This window comes from Hydrogenophaga flava NBRC 102514, assembly GCF_001571145.1.
GTDB lineage: Bacteria > Pseudomonadota > Gammaproteobacteria > Burkholderiales > Burkholderiaceae_C > Hydrogenophaga > Hydrogenophaga flava.
Genome location: NZ_BCTF01000001.1, coordinates 238,862 through 257,673 on the forward strand (window position 1 = coordinate 238,862; position 18,812 = coordinate 257,673).

Here is an 18,812-nt window from a genome sequence, read left to right on the forward strand (position 1 = left end):
CTTATTTCTTCTTGGTTTCCTTGATCACGACCTTTTCATCCGCATAGCGGATGCCCTTGCCCTTGTAGGGCTCGGGCGGGCGCACGGCGCGCACTTCGGAAGCGATCTGGCCCACGCGCTGACGGTCAGCGCCTTTGATGACGACTTCGGTCGGCGTCGGCGTCTCAACCTTGATGCCAGCAGGCATTTCGATCTCGACCGGATGCGAGTAACCGACGTTCAGGTTGAGCTTGGCACCCTGGGCCTGGGCCTTGTAACCCACACCGATCAGGGACAGCTTTTTCTCGAAGCCCTTGCTCACACCGAGCACCATGTTATTCACCAGCTGACGCATGGTGCCCGACATGGCGCTGGCTTCGCGCGAGTCGTTCACAGGCGTGAACGACAGCGAGCCAGCATTGTTCTCGACCTTGACCAGCGCGTTTTGCGCCAGAGCCAGAGCACCAAGGGCACCCTTGACGTTGATCAGGTCGTCTTTGACGGCCACTTCGACCCCTGCGGGGACGGAGACTGGCTGTTTACCAATACGCGACATTTCAGTTGCTCCTCAATGCCCGCATCAGGCGACGTAACACAGGACTTCACCACCGACACCGGTGGCGCGGGCCTTGCGATCGGTCATCACACCCTTGGGGGTGGTGACGATGGCGACGCCCAGACCGTTCTGCACCTGGGGCAGAGCGTCACGGCCGCGGTAGATGCGCAGGCCAGGCTTGCTCACGCGCTCGATGCGCTCGATCACCGGACGACCGGCGTAGTACTTCAGGGCGATTTCGAGTTCGCTCTTGCCACCTTCGGTCTTCACCTGGAAGCCGTCGATGTAACCCTCATCCTTCAGGACCTGGGCGATGGCCGCCTTGACTTTGGATGCCGGCATCGACACGGTGGTCTTTTCGACCATCTGCGCGTTGCGGATGCGGGTCAACATGTCAGCGATAGGATCACTCATGCTCATTTGTGGTTCTCCTAGGGCTTACCAGCTGGCTTTGGTGATGCCGGGGATCTCGCCGGCAAAGGCCATCTCGCGGACCTTGGCACGGGCCAGGCCGAAGTAGGCAAACGTGCCACGCGGACGACCGGTGATCTCGCAGCGGTTGCGCTGACGGGTCGGATTGGCGTTGCGGGGCAGCTTCTGCAGCGCCAGACGGGCGGCATCGCGCGCTTCGTCGCTTTGCTTGGCGTCGTTGGCGGTCGCCTTCAGTTCGGCGTATTTCTTGGCGAACTTGGCTGCGAGCTTTTCGCGCTTGAGTTCACGTTGGAGTAGTGCTTGTTTAGCCACGCGCCACCTCAGTTCTTGAACGGGAAACGGAAACCAGCCAGCAGTGCCTTGCACTCTTCGTCGGTCTTGGCGGTTGTCGTGATGCTGATGTTCAGGCCGCGCAGGGCATCGACCTTGTCGTACTCGATCTCGGGGAAGATGATCTGCTCTTTGACACCGATGTTGTAGTTGCCACGGCCGTCAAATGCCTTGCCCGAAATACCGCGGAAGTCGCGCACGCGCGGCAGGGCCACAGTGACGAAACGGTCCAGGAATTCGTACATGCGGGCGCCGCGCAGGGTCACCATGCAACCGATGGGCTGCTGCTCGCGGATCTTGAAGCCAGCAATGGCTTTCTTGGCCTTGGTCACCACAGGCTTCTGGCCAGCGATCTTAGTCAGGTCGCCAACGGCGTTGTCCATGATCTTCTTGTCGGCCACCGCCTCGCTCACGCCCATGTTCAGGGTGATCTTGGTGATGCGGGGAACCTGCATCGGAGACTTGTAGCCGAACTTCTGGGTCAGCTCGGGCGCAACCTTGTCGCGGTAGATTTCTTGAAAGCGTGTCATGCTCATGCCACCTTGATTTCTTCGCCGCTGGACTTGAAGACGCGCACCTTGTTGCCGTCTGCCAGTTGCTTGATGCCCACGCGGTCAGCCTTGCCCGTAGCGCCATTGAAAATGGCCACATTGGACTGGTGGATGGACATGGTCTTGTCGACAATGCCGCCCGTCACACCCTTCATGGGGTTGGGCTTGGCATGCTTCTTGACGATGTTGACGCCCTCAACGACCACGCGGTCGTCGGAAGCGCGCTCAAGCACCTTGCCGCGCTTGCCCTTGTCGCGCCCGGCGATGACGATGACTTCGTCGCCCTTACGAATCTTGTTCATGGTGAATCCTCAGAGAACCTCGGGGGCCAGGGACACGATCTTCATGAACTTCTCGGTACGCAGTTCACGCGTGACCGGGCCGAAGATGCGGGTGCCGATCGGCTCCAGCTTGGCGTTGAGCAGCACGGCGGCGTTGCCGTCGAATTTGATCAGGGCGCCATCCTGGCGACGGATGCCCTTGGCGGTGCGAACCACCACAGCGTTGTAAACCTCGCCTTTTTTGACGCGGCCACGGGGCGCTGCTTCCTTGATGCTGACTTTGATGACATCGCCCACGCTGGCGTACCGGCGCTTGGAACCACCGAGCACCTTGATGCACATCACGGACTTGGCACCCGTGTTGTCAGCAACATCGAGTCGAGATTGCGTTTGGATCATTTGATTTAAGTCCCAACTTGAATCCTTCCGGCCACCACGGCTGGAAGTGATCAGTCTTGGGCCCGTCGTAGCCAACCACCCCAGAAGGATGGCCTGCGTCGCTGGGCAGAAAGCTTCGCCTTTTACAGCGAAGCCGCGGATTATTGCACTACCAAATCAGCCTGTCAACTGTTCTTCAGTCAAAACTGACCTCAGGCCACCAAGGCTGGAGGCAAGTAGCTGGCGCAAAGTGACTCGAAGTCCGCCAGCGAGGGCCGGTCACAGCCCTCCTCTGCCAGGATCTCTGCCACACGCGGCGCCATGGCGGCGGCGGCGCGGGCATCCAGGAACAAGGCTCGCCATCGGCGGGCAAGCACATCTTCAACAGTGTGCGCATACTCACTTCTGACGGCATACCGCACCATGGCCTCGGTGAGCCCCAACCCCAGGACTTGATCCGCACCGGAGCAGGCTTGCACCTCATCGGCATGTCGGCCGTACAGGTGCAGACCGGGGCCAGCGTGCAGCGGTACCACCGCGTGGTTCGCGGGGGGCGCACCGTCCAGCGTTTGGCGCTCGGTTTGACCTCCTTGCTTCCGAGGCAATAGACCCGCAGCAAAACAGCGCTCCATGACATCCTCCGCCATGGCCCGGTAGGTGGTCCATTTGCCGCCGGTGACCGTCAGCAGCCCGCTGGACTCCACCACGATGGTGTGTTCCCGCGACAGCACCTTGGTCCCACCTCCGTCGTCCTTGGGTGGCGCCACCAGAGGGCGCAGCCCGACCCAGACACTGCGGATGTCGTGCCGTTGCACCGGACGGCGAAGCACATGGGCCGCTTCGCCCAGGATGAAGTCCAGCTCTTCGGCAAACGGCTGCGGTTCGCGCGGCAGGTCCTGGCGGGGGGTGTCGGTCGTGCCCAGCACCAGCTTGCCCAGCCAGGGCACGGCGAACAGCACCCGGCCATCGCGCGTTTTGGGCACCAGCAGGGCGTGATGGCCGTTCAGGAATTCGCGGTCCACGACCACGTGCACCCCCTGGCTGGGGCTGACCATGCGGTCGGTGCCCGTGCCACCCGGTGCCCCGGCGCGAGCCCGCAGGGCGTCGACCCAGACCCCGGTGGCGTTGATCACGCACCCCGCCTCGACCCGCCGGGAGTGCCCGGACAGGCGGTCGCGGACGGTCACGGAGAAACCGGACTCCGTCCGCTCCAGTGCCTCCACCTCGGCGTAGTTAAACAGCTGCGCCCCGGCGTTCTGGGCGGTTCGTGCCAGCGCCAGCGCCAGCCGGGCGTCGTCAAACTGGCCGTCCCAGTACTGCACACCGCCCTTGAGCCCTTCGGGATTGACGCCGGGCAGAGCCTGCAGGGTCTGCGCCCGGCTGAGGAATTCCGTGCGCCCGAGGCCGGCGCGGCCTGCCATCAGGTCGTACAGCTTGAGTCCGGCGCCGTAGAAGGGCGTCTGCCACCAGGCGTATGAAGGCATCACGAACGGCAGCGGCTGCGCCAGGTGCGGCGCGATGCGCAGCACCGTGGCCCGCTCCGCCAGCGCCTCGCGCACCAGGGCCACGTTGCCCTGCGCGAGGTAGCGCACGCCGCCATGCAGCAGCTTGGTGGAGCGCGACGATGTGCCGCCTGCGAAGTCGTGCGACTCGAACAGGGCGACGGAGAAACCGCGCAGCGCCGCGTCCAGCGCCACACCCAGACCGGTGCCCCCCCCGCCCACCACCACCAGGTCAAACCGGGGTTGTCGGGCCAGGGACTGAAGACGTTCTGCGGGATTCATGAATCAGTTGGTGACCGCACACACCCGCAAGGGGTGCGTGCGGAGGTTTCACATCAGACCGGAAGACAACAGCCGATCAACGCACCTTGCCGGCCTTCCAGGCGTCCAGCAGGGTCTGGTAGTTGATGGTTTCGCCCTTCGGCTTCTCGTTGGCCAGTTTCTTCCAGGGCGCCGACTTGTCGGAGAGCCACTTGTCGGCGCTTTCCTTCTTGTTCAGCTTGGGCGGGCACTGGGCCATGCCGGCACGCTCAAGACGGGCCAGCACCTCGTCCATCTCCTTGGCCAGGTTGTCCATCGCACCCTGCGGGGTCTTCTCACCCGTGACAGCCTGCGCCACGTTCTTCCGCCACAGCTGGGCCAGCTTGGGGTAGTCGGGCACGTTGGTGCCGGTGGGCGACCATGCCACGCGGGCCGGGCTGCGGTAGAACTCGACCAGACCACCCAGCTTGGGCGCCATGTCCGTCATGGCCTTGCTCTGGATGTCGGACTCGCGGATCGGCGTCAGGCCCACGATGGTCTTCTTGAGCGAAGTGGTCTTGGCGGTCACGAACTGGGCGTAGAGCCAGGCGGCGGCCGTCTTGTTGGCGTCGTGGTCCTTGAAGAAGGTCCAGCTGCCCACGTCCTGGTAGCCGTTCTGCATGCCCTGCTTCCAGTACGGGCCGTTGGGGCCGGGCGCCATGCGCCACTTCGGCGTGCCGTCGGCGTTGACCACCGGCAGGCCCGGCTTGGTCATGTCGGCGGTGAAGGCCGTGTACCAGAAGATCTGCTGGGCGATCTGGCCTTGCGCGGGCACCGGGCCGGCTTCGCCGAAGGTCATGCCGGTGGCTTCCTTGGGCGCGTACTTCTTCATCCAGTCGACGTACTTGGTCAGCGCGTAGACGGCCGCGGGCGAGTTGGTGGCGCCACCACGCTCGACCGAGGCGCCCACCGGCGTGCACTTGTCGGCCGCCACGCGGATGCCCCACTCGTCGATCGGCAGGCCGTTGGGCGCGCCGATGTCGGCGGTACCGGCCATGGACAGCCAGGCGTCGGTGAAGCGCCAGCCCAGCGACGGGTCCTTCTTGCCGTAGTCCATGTGGCCGTAGATCGCCTTGCCGTCGATGGTCTTGACGTCGTTGGTGAAGAACTCGGCGATGTCCTCATAGGCCGACCAGTTCAGCGGCACGCCCAGGTCGTAGCCGTACTTGGCCTTGAACTTGTCCTTCAGGTCCTTGCGCTCGAAGAGGTCGGCGCGGAACCAGTAGAGGTTGGCGAACTGCTGGTCGGGCAGCTGGTAGAGCTTGCCGTCGGGTGCGGTGGTGAACTTGGTGCCGATGAAGTCCTTGATGTCGATGCCGGGGTTGGTCCATTCCTTGCCCGCGCCGCTCATGTAGTCGGTCAGGTTCAGCACCTTGCCGTAGCGGTAGTGGGTGCCGATCAGGTCGGAGTCGCTGATCCAGCCGTCGTAGATGGACTTGCCCGACTGCATCGAGGTCTGCAGCTTCTCGACCACGTCGCCTTCCTGGATCAGGTCGTGCTTGACCTTGATGCCGGTGATCTCTTCAAAGGCCTTGGCGAGCGTCTTGGACTCGTACTCGTGGGTGGTGATGGTCTCGGAGACCACCGAGATTTCTTTCACGCCCTTGCCCTGCAGCTTCTTGGCGGCGTCGATGAACCACTTCAGTTCGGCGGCCTGCTGGTCCTTGCTGAGTGTGGATGGCTGGAACTCGCTGTCGATCCATTTCTTCGCAGCGGCCTCGTCGGCCCAGGCCGCGTGGCTGCCCAGGGCGCAGAGCGCGGCCAGCGCGAGCGCGTTGTATCGCAATTTCATCGTGTCTCCTTCTCTCGGGTTGATATGAACGCTGCCCCTCATGGCTCTGGGTGACCACGGCCCCGGGGCAGCGCCGGGCCGTATTCCCTCGAAACGGTTCAGCCCTTGCGCATCACCAGCGCCAGGGCCAGCATGGACAGCACGAAGCTGATCCACACACTGGGCTCCTCCTCCAGCGACATCAGCTCGGCCATCCACTCGGCCGCGCCGACGAAGACCAGGTTGATGTAGGCCGCCAGCAGCAGGCCGATGAAGAGCCGGTCGCCGCGCGTGGTGGCCATCGGCAGGAAGCCCTTGCGCATCGTCGTGGGTGACTTGATCTCCCACACGGTCATGCCGATCAGCATCAGCACGATGCAGGTAAAAAAGACGGCCACCGGCGTGGTCCATGCCATCCACTCGAACATCACACCCTCCCCATGGCGAAGCCCTTGGCGATGTAGTGCCGGACGAACCAGATCACGATCGCCCCCGGCACGATGGTCAGCACACCCGCCGCGGCCAGCGTGGCCCAGTCCATGCCGCTGGCACTGACCGTGCGCGTCATGGTGGCCACGATGGGCTTGGCGTTGACGCTGGTCAGCGTGCGCGCCATCAGCAATTCCACCCAGCTGAACATGAAGCAGAAGAACGCCGCCACGCCCACACCCGCCTTGATCAGCGGCAGGAAGATGGTGATGAAAAAGCGCGGGAAGCTGTAGCCGTCGATGTAGGCGGTCTCGTCGATCTCGCGCGGGATGCCCGACATGAAGCCTTCGAGAATCCACACCGCCAGCGGCACGTTGAACAGCAGGTGCGCCAGCGCCACCGCGATGTGCGTGTCCATCAGCCCCACCGTGGTGTAGAGCTGGAAGAAGGGCAGCAGGAACACCGCCGGCGGCGTCATGCGGTTGGTCAGCAGCCAGAAGAAGACGTGCTTGTCGCCCAGGAAGCTGTAGCGGCTGAACGCGTAGGCCGCCGGCAGCGCCACGGTCAGCGAGATCACGGTGTTGATGCACACATAGATCAGGCTGTTGATGTAGCCCGAGTACCAGCTCTCGTCGGTGAAGATGAGCTTGTAGTTGTCCCAGGTGAACGCCTGCGGCCAGAGGCTGAAGCTGCTGAGGATTTCCTGGTTGGTCTTGAAGCTCATGTTGACCATCCAGTAGATGGGCAACAGCGCGAACACCAGGTAGGCAATGAGGAACAGCGTCCTCTTCTTGAATCGACGCTCGTTCACGATTGCACCTCTTTCTCGGCCTGGCCGAGGCTCTGCATCCAGTTGTAGAGCACGAAGCAGAACAGCAGGATGATGAGGAAATAGATCAGGGAGAACGCGGCGGCGGGGCCGAGGTCGAACTGGCCGACCGCCTTCTGCGTCAGGTACTGGCTGAGGAAGGTGGTGGCGTTGCCGGGGCCGCCACCAGTGAGCACGAAGGGCTCGGTGTAGATCATGAAGGAGTCCATGAAGCGCAGCAGCACCGCGATCATCAGCACACCGCGCATCTTGGGCAGCTGGATGTAGCGGAACACGGCGAACTTGCTGGCACCGTCGATACGCGCGGCCTGGTAGTACGCGTCGGGGATGGAGCGCAGCCCGGCGTAGGCCAGCAGCGCCACCAGCGGCGTCCAGTGCCACACGTCCATCAGCAGCACGGTCAGCCATGCGTGGGTCGCGTCGCCGGTGTAGCTGTATTCGATGCCCATCTGCTCCAGCGTGTGGCCGAGCAGGCCGATGTCGGCGCGGCCGAAGATCTGCCAAATGGTGCCCACCACGTTCCAGGGAATCAGCAGCGAGAGCGCGACGATCACCAGCGTGGCCGAGGCCTTCCAGCCCTGGGCTGGCATGGCCAGCGCGAGTGCGATGCCCAGCGGGATCTCGACCGCCAGCACCGCCATGGAGAACTTCATCTGGTTCCACAGCGCGGCGTGCAGGTCCTCGTCGCGCATGACGCTGGCGAACCACTCGGTGCCCACGAAGACGCGGCGCTCGGGCGAGATGATGTCCTGCACCGAGTAGTTCACCACGGTCATCAGCGGCAGGATGGCGGAGAAGGCCACGCAGATGAAGACGGGCAGGATCAGGAACCAGGCTTTCTGGTTGACGGGTTTGGTCGTGGTGCTCATGCCACCAGCTCCTCGTTTTTGTAGAAACAGGTGTGTTCACCCAGCACCTGCACGCCGACCTGATCGCCCACAGCTGGCAGGGTCGCATCCGGCGCCAGGCGGGCCTTGAGGGTCTGACCGGCCGCGTCCAGCGTGACCAGGAAGTAGGTGCCGATGTCCTGCACTTTCTGCACCGTCGCGGGCAGCGTGGCCGCGGCCCCAGCGGGTGCCAGCGCCAGGTACTCGGGGCGGATGCCCAGGCGCAGCGCGCCCTCGGGCAGTGCCTGCGGCGCCGCCAGCTGCCGGCCGCCGAGCTGCAGCTGCCCGCCCGCAGCCTGCGCGTCCAGGAAGTTCATGCCAGGCGAGCCGATGAAGTGGCCGACGAAGGTGTGCGCGGGGCGCTCGAACAGCGCGTCGGGCGTGCCCAGCTGCACCACCTTGCCGCGCGTCATCACCACCACCTGGTCGGCGAAGGTCAGGGCCTCCACCTGGTCGTGGGTGACGTAGATCAGCGTGAGCTTGAGTTCGTGGTGGATCTGCTTGAGCTTGCGCCGCAGCTGCCACTTCAGGTGCGGGTCGATCACTGTCAGCGGCTCGTCGAACAGCACCGCCGACACGTCGGGCCGGACCAGGCCGCGGCCGAGCGAGATCTTCTGCTTCTGGTCGGCAGAAAGGCCGGCCGCGCGCATGTCCAGCTGGTGGCTCATCTCCAGCATCTCGGCGATCTGGCCGACACGGGTCTTGATCTGGTCGGCCGGCACCTTGCGGTTCTTCAGCGGAAAGGCCAGGTTCTCCGCCACGGTCATGGTGTCGTAGATGACCGGGAGCTGGAACACCTGGGCGATGTTGCGCTCCTGCGGCGTGGCGCGCGTCATGTCCTGGCCGTCAAACTTGACTGTGCCGTGAGACGGCACCAGCAGGCCCGAAATGATGTTGAGCATGGTCGTCTTGCCGCAGCCCGAGGGACCGAGCAGCGCGTAGGCGCCGCCGTCCTCGAAGCTCATCTTCAGCGGCAGCAGCGCGTAGTCGCTGTCTTCCTTCGGGTTCGGCCGGTAGGAGTGGGCGAGGTCGAGGTCGATGCGGGCCATCTCAGACTCCCTTCGCGCGTTGCGGCGCCACCAGCAGGTCGCCGGACTGGTCGAAGGCGTACACCTGCGCCGGGTTCACGTGCAGGGTGATCGCACTGCCCAGGGCAAAGTCGTGCACGCCGGTGAGCTGGGCCACGATCTCTCCGACCGCCGTGTGCACGTGCACGAAGGTGTCGGAGCCGGAGATTTCCGCCAGCTCGACCTGGCCGGGCAGGGCCACGTCGCCTGGGCGCGGCGCCACGCGCACGGCGCTGGCGCGGATGCCCAGGGTCAGCGCGCGGGTGGCGTGCTGAGGCAGCGCAACCGCCAGCAGCGGACCGCCTCTGAGCTGCGCACCACCCTCGGCCACGTCGGCGGCCAGCAGGTTCATGGGAGGATCGCTGAAGGCGCGCGCCACGCGCAGCGACTTCGGCCGGTGGAACACCTCGGCCGTGGGGCCGTACTGCAGCAGCTCGCCTGCGTCCATCACCGCCGTGTAGCCGCCCAGCAGCAGGGCCTCGCCCGGCTCGGTGGTGGCGTAGACCACGGTGGAGTCACCGGCAGCGAACAGCTGGGTCAGTTCTTCGCGCAGCTCCTCGCGCAGCTTGTAGTCCAGGTTCACCAGCGGCTCGTCCAGCAGCATCAGGGGGGCGTTCTTGGCCAGCGCGCGCGCCAGCGCCACGCGCTGCTGCTGACCGCCCGAGAGCTCGGCCGGCAGGCGGTCAAGAAACACCTCGATGTGCAGCCGCGCCGCCAGTTCGCGCACGCGCCGCTCGATCTCGGCGCGGGGCCGGCCGCCGAGCTTGAGCGGCGAGGCAATGTTGTCGAACACCGTCATCGACGGGTAATTGATGAACTGCTGGTAGACCATGGCCACATTGCGCTCGCGCACCGGCGTGCCGGTGACATCGCGCCCGTCCACCACCACGCGCCCGCTGGTCGGCACGTCCAGGCCGGCCATGACGCGCATCAGGCTGGTCTTGCCCGCCTGCGTGGCGCCCAGCAGCACCGTGACGGCGTCCGGCGCCGGATTCAGACTCATGGGGTGGAGGTGGACCGAAGGCCCGACCGTCTTGCCCACCTGCTCCAGGGATAGCTGCATTCGATGTCCAGAAGGAGGCCCGCAGGCCTGTTGTTTTATTTTCGTTTGGCGGATTCTATTGTTCGTTTTTGTTCTTCTTGATTCGGTATTTACCCTTAACGGCCGAATATCCTTTTCCGTTATGTTCGGAGCACCACGATCCCCGACCGCACGCTGTCCATGAACCTGGCCCCCCCGACACACCCACCTGCTGGACGTGGTGCGCACCCACGGCCCGCAGACCATCGAAGCCCTGGCCGAGCGCTTTGGCGTCACCCTGCAGACCGTGCGCCGCGACGTGCAGCGACTGGCCGAAGCCGGCCTGCTCTCGCGCTTTCACGGCGGCGTGCGCCTGCCCGGCTCGACCACCGAAAACATCGCCTACCGGCAGCGCCAGGCCATGGAGTCCGAGGCCAAGACCCGCATCGCCAGGTCCATCGCCCAGCGCGTGCCCAACGGCTGCTCGCTGATCCTGAACATCGGCACCACCATCGAGGCCGTGGCGCGCGAACTAATGCAGCACCAGGGCCTGCGTGTGATCACCAACAACCTGCACGTGGCAGGCCTGCTGAGCGCCAACCCCAGCTGCGAGGTGATCGTGGCCGGCGGCCAGGTGCGCGGCGCCGACCAGGGCATCGTGGGCGAGGCCACGGTGGACTTCATGCGCCAGTTCAAGGTCGACATCGGCCTGATCGGCATCAGCGGCATCGAGGCCGACGGCACGCTGCGCGACTTCGACTACCGCGAGGTGAAGGTCGCGCGCACCATCATTGGCCAGTCGCGCGAGGTCTGGCTGGCGGCCGACCACAGCAAGTTCAACCGCCCGGCGATGGTGGAACTGGCGCGGCTGGACGAGGTGGACGTGCTGTTCACCGACGAACCGCCGCCACCGCCCTTCGACACGCTGCTGACCCAGGGCGACGTGGAATGCGTGGTAGCCGGGCGCGAGGCCAGCTGACCCTTTCGACCAGACAAGAGACCAGAGACGAGACACACCATGAGTTACCTGCTGGCCCTGGACCAGGGCACCTCCAGTTCGCGCAGCATCGTTTTCGACCAGGACGGCCATGTGGTCGCGATGGCGCAGCGCGAGTTCCGCCAGATCTACCCGCAACCCGGCTGGGTCGAACACGACCCGCGCGACCTCTGGAGCACGCAGCTGGAGACCGCACGCGAGGCACTGGCCAAGGCCGGTCTGAAGGCCGCCGACATCCGCGCCGTGGGCATCACCAACCAGCGCGAGACCACGGTGGTCTGGAACCGCAAGACGGGCGAGCCGGTCTACAACGCCATCGTCTGGCAGGACCGCCGCGCGGAAAGCACCTGCGCCGCGCTGCGCGAGCACGGCCTGTCAGACACGGTGCTGCAGAAGACCGGCCTGCGCATCGACGCCTACTTCTCGGGCACCAAGCTGCAGTGGATCCTGGACCACGTGCCCGGCGCACGCGCGCAGGCCGAGGCCGGCGAACTGGCCTTCGGCACCGTCGACAGCTGGCTGATCTGGCAGCTCACCGGCGGCGCGGCCCACGTGACCGACCACAGCAACGCCGCACGCACCATGCTGTTCAACGTGCACACCCAGCGCTGGGATGAAGAGCTGCTGGCGGCCATGACCATCCCGGCGGCCATGATGCCGACTGCCCTGCCCTCCAGCGCCCACTTCGGCGAGGTGCGGCCCGAATGGCTGGGCGGCCGATTGGTGATCGGCGGCGTGGCCGGTGACCAGCAGAGCGCGCTGTTCGGCCAGGCCTGCTTCTCGGCCGGCATGGCCAAGAACACCTACGGCACCGGCTGCTTCATGCTGATGCACAACGGCGAGCGCTTCCAGACCAGCCAGAACGGCCTGATCACCACCGCCGCCGCGCAGCTGCCCGGCCCTCCCCAATATGCGTTCGAGGGCAGCGTCTTCATCGGCGGCGCCGTGGTGCAGTGGCTGCGCGACGGCCTGCGCGCCATCCCCTCCAGCAGCGAGGTGCAGGCGCTGGCCGAAAGCGTGCCCGACGCCGGCGGCGTGATCATGGTGCCGGCCTTCACCGGCCTGGGCGCGCCCTACTGGCAGCCCGAGAGCCGCGGCGCCATCGTCGGCCTCACACGTGGCAGCACCATCGCCCACATCGCGCGCGCCGCGCTGGAGAGCATCGCCTTCCAGAGCGCCGCCCTGCTCGACGCCATGAGCCGCGACGCGGTGGCCAGCGGCGGCGTGCCGGTGGCCGAACTGCGCGTGGACGGCGGCGCCTGCGTCAACGACCTGCTGATGCAGATCCAGGCCGACCTGCTGGGCATTCCCGTGGTGCGGCCGGCCGTGATCGAGACCACCGCGCTGGGCGCCGCCTACCTCGCAGGCCTGCAGTGCGGGGTGTACGCCGGGCTGGACGAACTGTCGAAACAGTGGCGCGCCGAGCGCGTGTTCCACCCGACGCTCTCGCGCGAGCGGGCGGCGGAAAAGATGGCCGAGTGGGAACACGCGGTGAGGCAGACCACCGCGCCCTGAGCGCTCAACGCCTCGGGGACAATGGCGGCATGAACACGTCCACCCACCCCCTCATCACCTTCATCGGCGGCGGCAACATGGCCAGCGCCATCATCGGCGGCCTGGTCCGCCAGGGCCACCCGGCTGCGTGCCTGCAGGTGGTCGAGCCCTGGGACGAGCAGCGTGCGAAGCTGGCGCAACAGTTCCCCGGCATGGCCGTGCTGCCCGCCGCCAGCGCCGAGCTGAAGCCGTCCGACCTGGTGGTCTGGGCCGTCAAGCCGCAGACCTTCAAGGACGCGGCCTCGGCCGCCCGCCACTTCGTCGACGGTGCGCTGCACCTGAGCGTGGCCGCCGGCATCACCAGCGAGAGCATCGCCACCTGGCTCGGCACCGAGCGCATCGTGCGCGCCATGCCCAACACCCCCGCGCTGGTCGGCCTGGGCATGACCGGCCTGATGGCGCGCGCCGCCGTGAGCGCCGACGACAAGGCCCTGGTCGAGCGCGTGGTGCGCACCACGGGGGAGCTGGTGTGGGTGAACGTGGAGAGCGACCTCGACGCCGTGACCGCGCTCTCGGGCTCCGGTCCGGCCTACGTGTTCTATTTCCTCGAAGCCATGCGCGACGCAGGCGCCCGCATGGGCCTGGCGCCCGAGGTGGCGCAGCAACTCGCCATCGGCACTTTCATCGGCGCATCCACCCTGGCCCAGCGCTCAGACGACCCGCTGCAGACCCTGCGCGAGCGCGTCACATCCAAGGGCGGCACGACCTACGCGGCCATCACCTCGATGGAGGCTTCGGACATGAAGGCGCTGTTCGAGCAGGCCCTGGTCGCAGCGCAGACCCGCGCCGCCGAACTGGGCGCGGAGTTCGGCAAGTAATCTCTGCTCAGCTTGCGGATGCGGTGTGCTCTGCTCCGCGGCTGTCCCAGTTGCAGTGATTGGTGCTTGCTATGGCCCGCGATCTCATTGAGGTGTGGTGCGGGCTCGGTCAGGTTTGTCGAATCTGTTATGCACGTTCGCCTAGTGATCAGCTTGAAGCCATTGGTTGATTTCAAAAAATTTTTTGAGACGGTATGCGACTTTGTTCAATGAGCACCAAAAGTGCTATCCGCCGTTTTGCGGGATAAATCACAAGTGAGGCGTATGTGAGAACCCTCGAAGAACTAGTAAACCGTGAAGAACCGGCGATGCCGCTAGTTCTGCACTGGATCGCTCAAAGTGCCTGGCCAGTTGAGGTACTCAAACCATCAGAAGCGCGTGGTGATGTTCTGACCGGCCTTCAAGTCTCAACTCGATCCCCAATGGGAGCAATCGCCTATGAGACCGGCGGGATCTTGATAGACCATGGCTGGCTGAGAATCCTCGGATCTGGTCATCCAAAACTGCTACGAAACATCGTCGACTGGAAAGCCAATAGATCCTCTGGTCATCTACTCGTTGCAGATGATGTGATTGGGGGTTTCTTCTCCATAAACGGTGGCGCTCTTGGTGAGGATCATGGTTCCATGTACTACTGGGCGCCGGACACGTTGAGGTGGGAACCACTGGGACTCGGGTACTCAGACTTTCTTGCTTGGGCACTTAGCGACAGGCTGGCCGTCTTCTACGAAGGCTTCCGATGGCCACAGTGGGAGGTCGAAGCCGAGCAAGCAAAGGGTGACCAGTGCTTCAACTTCTACCCGTTTCTCTGGACCGCGCAAGGTTCGGTCGGTTCGAGCTCGCGCAAGCTAATCAGTGTTGCCGAGCAGTACGCGTTCAATGCAGACGCAGGTGCGCAGTGAAACAAACGCCCCACTCTCATGTCAAAAGTTGAGCGCCCGTCGCCGGTTGAACAGAGTCCATTCCCAGCAGAAAAGCGTCACAAAGCCGCCCCAAACAGTCCTACCCTGCTCGCGCAAGCGGTGCGCTCTGCGCAGCGGCATAAAGGGGGAGGACGGCGCAGCCGGCCGGAGGACAGCCGCGGAGCAGAGCGCACCGCTTGCGCAGGCTGAAGCAGCGCCCCGCTCCAAACCCCCAGCGATCAAACCAACCCGACCACAACCCCCACAAACACCGTGAACCCCAGCCAGTGGTTCTGGCGAAAGGCCTTGAAGCAGCCGTCGCGCGTGCGGTCCTTGATCAGCCTCCAGTGCCAGGCCACCTGGGCCAGCGCCACCACCAGCATGGCGCCCCAGACCAGCGGGTTCACCTGGCCCCAGAGCACGGCTGTCCAAACACCCAGGAACACCAGGTAAAACGCCGTCACGGCCGGCACGTCGGCATCGCCCAGCGTGATGGCCGAGGTCTTCATGCCGATCTTCAGGTCATCGTCGCGATCGACCATCGCGTACTCGGTGTCGTAGGCCAACACCCAGAACAGGTTGCCCGCCATCAGCGCCCAGGCCTGCCAGGGCACGCTCTCCGTCACCGCAGCAAAGGCCATCGGGATGCCGAAGCTGAAGGCCACGCCCAGCACCGCCTGCGGCATGGAGACGTGGCGTTTGGCGTACGGATAGATCAGCGACAGCACCAGGCCGAGCACCGACCAGGCGATGGTCGCAGTGTTGGTGGTCAGCACCAGCAGGAAGGCGGCGAAGGCCAGCACGCCACCGACCGCCAGCGCCTCCTTCACGCCCACGCGCCCACTGGTCACGGGGCGCTGCGCGGTGCGCTTGACGTGTTTGTCGAACTCGCGGTCGGCCACGTCGTTGACGCAGCAGCCGGCGCTGCGCATGAGGATGGTGCCCAGCACGAACACCACCAGCAGGTGCCAGCCCGGAAAGCCCTGGGCGGCGATCCACAATGCCGAGAGCGAGGGCCAGAGCAGCAGCAGCCAGCCGGCGGGGCGGTTCCAGCGGATCAGATCAAGGTAGAGCGCCAGCTTGGACGGGCTCGGTTCGGGCAATGCAGCAGAACTCATGACAGTCTTTTCACGCCTGGCAACTCGCAGGCATAAACGGCGTTGCGCAGTTCGGCGATGGCCTCGTAGCGCGTGAAGCTGCGGCGCCAGGCCAGCACCACGCGCCGCGTAGGCGGATCGCCGTCGAAGGGCAGGTAGTGCACGAAGGATGCGTCGCCCAGGTCCTGCGAGTTGTCGGCCGAGCCGTCGAGCGCCGAGCGCGGCACCGACAGGCGCGGCACCAGGGTCACGCCCATGCCGGCGGCCACCATGTGCTTGATGGTCTCCAGCGACGAGCCTTCGAAGCTCTTGCGGATGCCCTCGGTGTCGCTGGAGAAGCGCGCGAACTCGGGGCAGACCTCCAGCACGTGGTCGCGGAAACAGTGCCCCGTGCCCAGCAGCAGCATGGTCTCGTTCTTGATCTCGTCGGTGGTGATGGCCTTGCGCTTGGCCAGCGGGTGGCTGGCCGGCACGGCGGCCATAAAGGGCTCGTCGTACAGCGGCGCGATCGCGAGGTTGGTGTCGGGGAACGGCTCGGCCAGGATGGCGCAGTCGATCTCGCCCAGGCGCAGCTGTTCCAGCAGCTTGACGGTGAAGTTCTCCTGCAGCATCAGCGGCATCTGCGGCGTGCGCTCGATCACCTGGCGCACCAGGTTAGGCAGCAGGTAGGGACCGATGGTGTAGATCACGCCCAGCTTGAGCGGCCCGGCCAGCGGGTCCTTGCCGCGCTTGGCGATCTCCTTGATCGCGGCGGCCTGCTCCAGCACGGTCTGCGCCTGGCGCACGATCTGCTCGCCCAGCGGCGTGACCGCGATCTCGCTGGCGTTGCGCTCGAAGATCTTGAGCTCCAGCTCTTCTTCGAGCTTCTTGATCGCCACGGACAGCGTGGGCTGCGACACGAAACAGGCCTCGGCGGCCTTGCCGAAGTGCTTCTCGCGCGCCACGGCCACGATGTATTTCAGTTCCGTCAGGGTCATGGCGCTATTTTGCGCTCGACATCGATAGGAAATCCATTCAGGCTTTCAGGTACTCGGCCTTGGTGCCGAGCCAGCGCCCCACATGCCGCTCGGCGGCTTCGGGAAATCTCACAAGCATCTGCGCCGCCGCCTCGCGGGCCCATTCGAGCAGGTGGGTGTCGGTGGCCAGGTCGGCAAAACGCAGCAGCGGCGCGCCCGACTGGCGGGCACCGAGGAACTCGCCGGGGCCGCGGATCTCCAGGTCGCGGCGCGCGATCTCGAAGCCGTCGTTGGTCTCGGCCATGGCCCTGAGCCGTTCGCGCGCGGTCTCGCCCAGGCGCCCGCCTTCATTGGGTGTGTAGAGCAGCACGCAGGCCGAGGCCGCCGCACCGCGCCCCACCCGGCCGCGCAGCTGGTGCAGCTGCGACAGGCCGAAGCGCTCGGCGTGCTCGATCACCATCAGCGAGGCGTTGGGCACGTCCACCCCGACCTCGATCACCGTGGTCGAGACCAGCACCCCCATGTGGCCGCCGCTGAACAGCGACATCACCGCCTTCTTCTCGGCCACCGGCATGCGCGAATGCAGCAGGCCGACCAGCACGCCGGGGAGCAACTGACTGAGTTCGGCGTGGGTCTCGGTGGCGTTGGACAGATCGATGGCCTCGCTCTCCTCGATCAGCGGGCAGACCCAGTACACCTGCCGGCCCTCGGCCACCTGCGCCCGGATGCGCTCGATCACCTCGTGCCGACGGCTGTCGGACACCACCTTGGTGACGATGGGCGTGCGGCCGGGCGGCAGCTCGTCGATGGTCGAGACGTCGAGGTCGGCGTAGTAGCTCATGGCCAGGGTGCGCGGTATGGGCGTGGCCGACATCATGAGCAGGTGCGGTTCGCCCGCGCCCAGCTCGGGGCCACCCATCTTGCTGCGCAGCGCCAGCCGCTGCGCCACGCCGAAGCGGTGCTGCTCGTCGATGATGGCCAGGGCCAGGTTTTTGAACTGCACCTGGTCCTGGATCACCGCGTGCGTGCCCACCACCAGCGCGGCCTCGCCGCTGGCGATGAGTTCGAGCATCTCCGTGCGCTGTTTTTTCTTCTGGCTGCCGGTGAGCCAGGCCACGCGTTTGCCCAGGGGTTCGAGCAGCGGTTCCAGCCAGCCGATCAGCTTGGCAAAGTGCTGCTCGGCCAGGATCTCGGTCGGCGCCATCAGCGCGCACTGCCAGCCGCTGTCGATGGCGATGGCGGCGGCCAGCGCGGCCACCACGGTCTTGCCCGAACCCACGTCGCCCTGCAGCAGCCGGTGCATGGGCACCTGGCGCTGCAGGTCGCGCGCGATCTCTTCGCCGACGCGGCGCTGGGCCGCCGTCAGCGCGAACGGCAGCACGCCCAGCAGTTGCTCGTGCAGACCACCGGCCGAGGTGTGCAGCGATGGCGCGCGCAGCGCATCGCGCTCGCGCTTGGCCTGCAGCTGCGACAGCTGCTGGGCCAACAATTCTTCGGCCTTGAGCCGCTGCCAGGCCGGGTGGCTGCGGTCTTCCAGCGCGCCCATGGCCACGTCCGGGCCCGGGTGGTGCAGGTACTCCAGCGCCTGGCGCAGCGACATCAGCGGCGCGCGCAGCCCCCGCAGCGTCTCCTGCAGCGAGGCCAGCACCGGCTGCGGCAGGGTCTCGCTGAGGTCGGCGCGCTTGAGGCCCGACACCACGGCCTTGCGCAGGTAGGCCTGGGGCAGCTGGGCACTGGTGGGGTAGACGGGGGTCAGCGCCTCGGGCAACTCGCCGCCAGCTGCGTGGAAGGCGGGGTGCATCATGGTCTTGCCCATAAAGCCGCCGCGCACCTCGCCGCGCACGCGCACCCGCGCGCCCACCGCCAGGGTCTTCTGGTGCGAGGGATAGAAACTGAAGAAGCGCAGGGTGCAGGTGTCGCTGCCGTCGTCCAGCGTGACCAGCAGCTGGCGACGCGGCCGGTACTGGATGTCCTGCTTGGTCACCGTGCCCTCGACCTGCACCACCTCGCCGTCGCGCGCGTCGTGCAGGGCGACGATGCGGGTCTCGTCCTCGTAGCGCAGCGGCAGATGCAGCGCGAGGTCGATGTCGCGCACCAGGCCGAGCTTGTGCATGGCCTTCTGCGGGGCAGATAGCTCCTTGCGCGGGGCGGTGGACAGGGCGTCGGGCATGGGAC

At 65.8% G+C, this 18,812-nt stretch carries 19 protein-coding genes and 1 pseudogene; 4 read left to right on the forward strand and 16 right to left on the reverse strand.

Features of this window, described 5'->3' with window-relative positions:
* Nucleotide 1: 1 nt before the first annotated feature.
* The 13 genes from rplF to HFL01S_RS01210 all read right to left on the reverse strand — a co-directional run bounded on the left by rplF (nucleotide 2) and on the right by HFL01S_RS01210 (nucleotide 10,355).
* Nucleotides 2-535, reverse strand: coding sequence for a 50S ribosomal protein L6 (gene rplF / locus HFL01S_RS01150; protein WP_066253444.1), 534 nt, complete (start codon nucleotides 533-535; stop codon nucleotides 2-4).
* Nucleotides 536-559: 24 nt separating this feature from the next.
* On the reverse strand, nucleotides 560-955 hold the full coding sequence (rpsH, locus tag HFL01S_RS01155) for a 30S ribosomal protein S8 (protein WP_066157229.1): 396 nt from the start codon (nucleotides 953-955) through the stop codon (nucleotides 560-562).
* 18 nt (nucleotides 956-973) lie between these two features.
* On the reverse strand, nucleotides 974-1,279 hold the full coding sequence (gene rpsN, locus HFL01S_RS01160) for a 30S ribosomal protein S14 (RefSeq protein WP_066157231.1): 306 nt from the start codon (nucleotides 1,277-1,279) through the stop codon (nucleotides 974-976).
* An 8-nt stretch (nucleotides 1,280-1,287) separates the two neighbouring features.
* A complete protein-coding gene (gene rplE, locus HFL01S_RS01165; protein ID WP_066157723.1) occupies nucleotides 1,288-1,827 on the reverse strand; it encodes a 50S ribosomal protein L5 in 540 nt (179 codons plus the stop codon).
* 2 nt (nucleotides 1,828-1,829) lie between these two features.
* A complete protein-coding gene (gene rplX / locus HFL01S_RS01170; protein ID WP_066253447.1) occupies nucleotides 1,830-2,150 on the reverse strand; it encodes a 50S ribosomal protein L24 in 321 nt (106 codons plus the stop codon).
* Nucleotides 2,151-2,159: 9 nt separating this feature from the next.
* Complete coding sequence (gene rplN / locus HFL01S_RS01175) at nucleotides 2,160-2,528, reverse strand: 50S ribosomal protein L14 (protein WP_009514936.1); 369 nt, start codon at nucleotides 2,526-2,528, stop codon at nucleotides 2,160-2,162.
* 191 nt (nucleotides 2,529-2,719) lie between these two features.
* Nucleotides 2,720-4,291, reverse strand: coding sequence for a glycerol-3-phosphate dehydrogenase/oxidase (locus HFL01S_RS01180; RefSeq protein WP_066253449.1), 1,572 nt, complete (start codon nucleotides 4,289-4,291; stop codon nucleotides 2,720-2,722).
* Nucleotides 4,292-4,367: 76 nt separating this feature from the next.
* Nucleotides 4,368-6,101, reverse strand: a complete 1,734-nt coding sequence (locus tag HFL01S_RS01185; RefSeq protein WP_066253451.1) for an ABC transporter substrate-binding protein — start codon at nucleotides 6,099-6,101, stop codon at nucleotides 4,368-4,370.
* A 98-nt stretch (nucleotides 6,102-6,199) separates the two neighbouring features.
* Nucleotides 6,200-6,508: a DUF2160 domain-containing protein gene (locus tag HFL01S_RS01190; protein WP_066253454.1), complete on the reverse strand. Its 309-nt coding sequence runs from the start codon at nucleotides 6,506-6,508 to the stop codon at nucleotides 6,200-6,202.
* The gene (locus HFL01S_RS01195) at nucleotides 6,508-7,320 is read right to left on the reverse strand and encodes a carbohydrate ABC transporter permease (protein ID WP_066157245.1); all 813 of its coding nucleotides are present in this window, start codon (nucleotides 7,318-7,320) and stop codon (nucleotides 6,508-6,510) included. The genes HFL01S_RS01190 and HFL01S_RS01195 overlap by 1 nt, the downstream gene beginning before the upstream one ends.
* The gene (locus tag HFL01S_RS01200) at nucleotides 7,317-8,207 is read right to left on the reverse strand and encodes a carbohydrate ABC transporter permease (protein WP_066253458.1); all 891 of its coding nucleotides are present in this window, start codon (nucleotides 8,205-8,207) and stop codon (nucleotides 7,317-7,319) included. Before HFL01S_RS01200 ends, HFL01S_RS01195 begins: the two co-directional genes overlap by 4 nt.
* A complete protein-coding gene (locus HFL01S_RS01205; protein WP_066253460.1) occupies nucleotides 8,204-9,274 on the reverse strand; it encodes an ABC transporter ATP-binding protein in 1,071 nt (356 codons plus the stop codon). Before HFL01S_RS01205 ends, HFL01S_RS01200 begins: the two co-directional genes overlap by 4 nt.
* A 1-nt stretch (nucleotide 9,275) precedes the next feature.
* The gene (locus HFL01S_RS01210; RefSeq protein ID WP_066253463.1) at nucleotides 9,276-10,355 is read right to left on the reverse strand and encodes an ABC transporter ATP-binding protein; all 1,080 of its coding nucleotides are present in this window, start codon (nucleotides 10,353-10,355) and stop codon (nucleotides 9,276-9,278) included.
* A 172-nt stretch (nucleotides 10,356-10,527) separates the two neighbouring features.
* Here HFL01S_RS01210 and HFL01S_RS01215 point away from each other — a divergent pair.
* The 4 genes and pseudogenes from HFL01S_RS01215 to HFL01S_RS01230 form a co-directional block, all read left to right on the forward strand.
* Nucleotides 10,528-11,292, forward strand: a pseudogene (locus HFL01S_RS01215) (DeoR/GlpR family DNA-binding transcription regulator); the annotation flags it as partial.
* 39 nt (nucleotides 11,293-11,331) lie between these two features.
* The gene (gene glpK, locus HFL01S_RS01220) at nucleotides 11,332-12,825 is read left to right on the forward strand and encodes a glycerol kinase GlpK (RefSeq protein ID WP_066253469.1); all 1,494 of its coding nucleotides are present in this window, start codon (nucleotides 11,332-11,334) and stop codon (nucleotides 12,823-12,825) included.
* A 29-nt stretch (nucleotides 12,826-12,854) separates the two neighbouring features.
* Entirely contained in the window at nucleotides 12,855-13,682 is an 828-nt protein-coding gene (gene proC / locus HFL01S_RS01225) for a pyrroline-5-carboxylate reductase (RefSeq protein WP_066253473.1), read from the forward strand.
* Nucleotides 13,683-13,948: 266 nt separating this feature from the next.
* The gene (locus tag HFL01S_RS01230; protein WP_066253475.1) at nucleotides 13,949-14,584 is read left to right on the forward strand and encodes a DUF2625 domain-containing protein; all 636 of its coding nucleotides are present in this window, start codon (nucleotides 13,949-13,951) and stop codon (nucleotides 14,582-14,584) included.
* 239 nt (nucleotides 14,585-14,823) lie between these two features.
* Here the strand turns inward: HFL01S_RS01230 and ubiA are convergent, their stop codons facing one another.
* From ubiA to recG, 3 genes are read right to left on the reverse strand one after another with little or no spacing between them, the layout of a single operon-like run.
* A complete protein-coding gene (gene ubiA, locus HFL01S_RS01235) occupies nucleotides 14,824-15,702 on the reverse strand; it encodes a 4-hydroxybenzoate octaprenyltransferase (RefSeq protein WP_066253478.1) in 879 nt (292 codons plus the stop codon).
* A complete protein-coding gene (locus HFL01S_RS01240; protein ID WP_066157265.1) occupies nucleotides 15,699-16,658 on the reverse strand; it encodes a hydrogen peroxide-inducible genes activator in 960 nt (319 codons plus the stop codon). The genes ubiA and HFL01S_RS01240 overlap by 4 nt, the downstream gene beginning before the upstream one ends.
* Nucleotides 16,659-16,695: 37 nt before the next feature.
* Complete coding sequence (recG, locus tag HFL01S_RS01245) at nucleotides 16,696-18,807, reverse strand: ATP-dependent DNA helicase RecG (protein ID WP_066253481.1); 2,112 nt, start codon at nucleotides 18,805-18,807, stop codon at nucleotides 16,696-16,698.
* Between the last annotated feature and the right edge of the window lie 5 nt (nucleotides 18,808-18,812).

Bases quoted from the DNA above. Each gene is read 5' to 3' on its own strand.
- HFL01S_RS01240 (WP_066157265.1), bottom strand. From the start codon at position 16,658: ATGACCCTGACGGAACTGAAATACATCGTGGCCGTGGCGCGCGAGAAG.
- glpK (WP_066253469.1), top strand. From the start codon at position 11,332: ATGAGTTACCTGCTGGCCCTGGACCAGGGCACCTCCAGTTCGCGCAGC.
- rplN (WP_009514936.1), bottom strand. From the start codon at position 2,528: ATGATCCAAACGCAATCTCGACTCGATGTTGCTGACAACACGGGTGCC.
- HFL01S_RS01200 (WP_066253458.1), bottom strand. From the start codon at position 8,207: ATGAGCACCACGACCAAACCCGTCAACCAGAAAGCCTGGTTCCTGATC.
- HFL01S_RS01210 (WP_066253463.1), bottom strand. From the start codon at position 10,355: ATGCAGCTATCCCTGGAGCAGGTGGGCAAGACGGTCGGGCCTTCGGTC.
- HFL01S_RS01190 (WP_066253454.1), bottom strand. From the start codon at position 6,508: ATGTTCGAGTGGATGGCATGGACCACGCCGGTGGCCGTCTTTTTTACC.
- rplX (WP_066253447.1), bottom strand. From the start codon at position 2,150: ATGAACAAGATTCGTAAGGGCGACGAAGTCATCGTCATCGCCGGGCGC.
- HFL01S_RS01185 (WP_066253451.1), bottom strand. From the start codon at position 6,101: ATGAAATTGCGATACAACGCGCTCGCGCTGGCCGCGCTCTGCGCCCTG.
- rplE (WP_066157723.1), bottom strand. From the start codon at position 1,827: ATGACACGCTTTCAAGAAATCTACCGCGACAAGGTTGCGCCCGAGCTG.
- rpsH (WP_066157229.1), bottom strand. From the start codon at position 955: ATGAGCATGAGTGATCCTATCGCTGACATGTTGACCCGCATCCGCAAC.
- rplF (WP_066253444.1), bottom strand. From the start codon at position 535: ATGTCGCGTATTGGTAAACAGCCAGTCTCCGTCCCCGCAGGGGTCGAA.
- proC (WP_066253473.1), top strand. From the start codon at position 12,855: ATGAACACGTCCACCCACCCCCTCATCACCTTCATCGGCGGCGGCAAC.
- HFL01S_RS01180 (WP_066253449.1), bottom strand. From the start codon at position 4,291: ATGAATCCCGCAGAACGTCTTCAGTCCCTGGCCCGACAACCCCGGTTT.
- HFL01S_RS01205 (WP_066253460.1), bottom strand. From the start codon at position 9,274: ATGGCCCGCATCGACCTCGACCTCGCCCACTCCTACCGGCCGAACCCG.
- recG (WP_066253481.1), bottom strand. From the start codon at position 18,807: ATGCCCGACGCCCTGTCCACCGCCCCGCGCAAGGAGCTATCTGCCCCG.
- ubiA (WP_066253478.1), bottom strand. From the start codon at position 15,702: ATGAGTTCTGCTGCATTGCCCGAACCGAGCCCGTCCAAGCTGGCGCTC.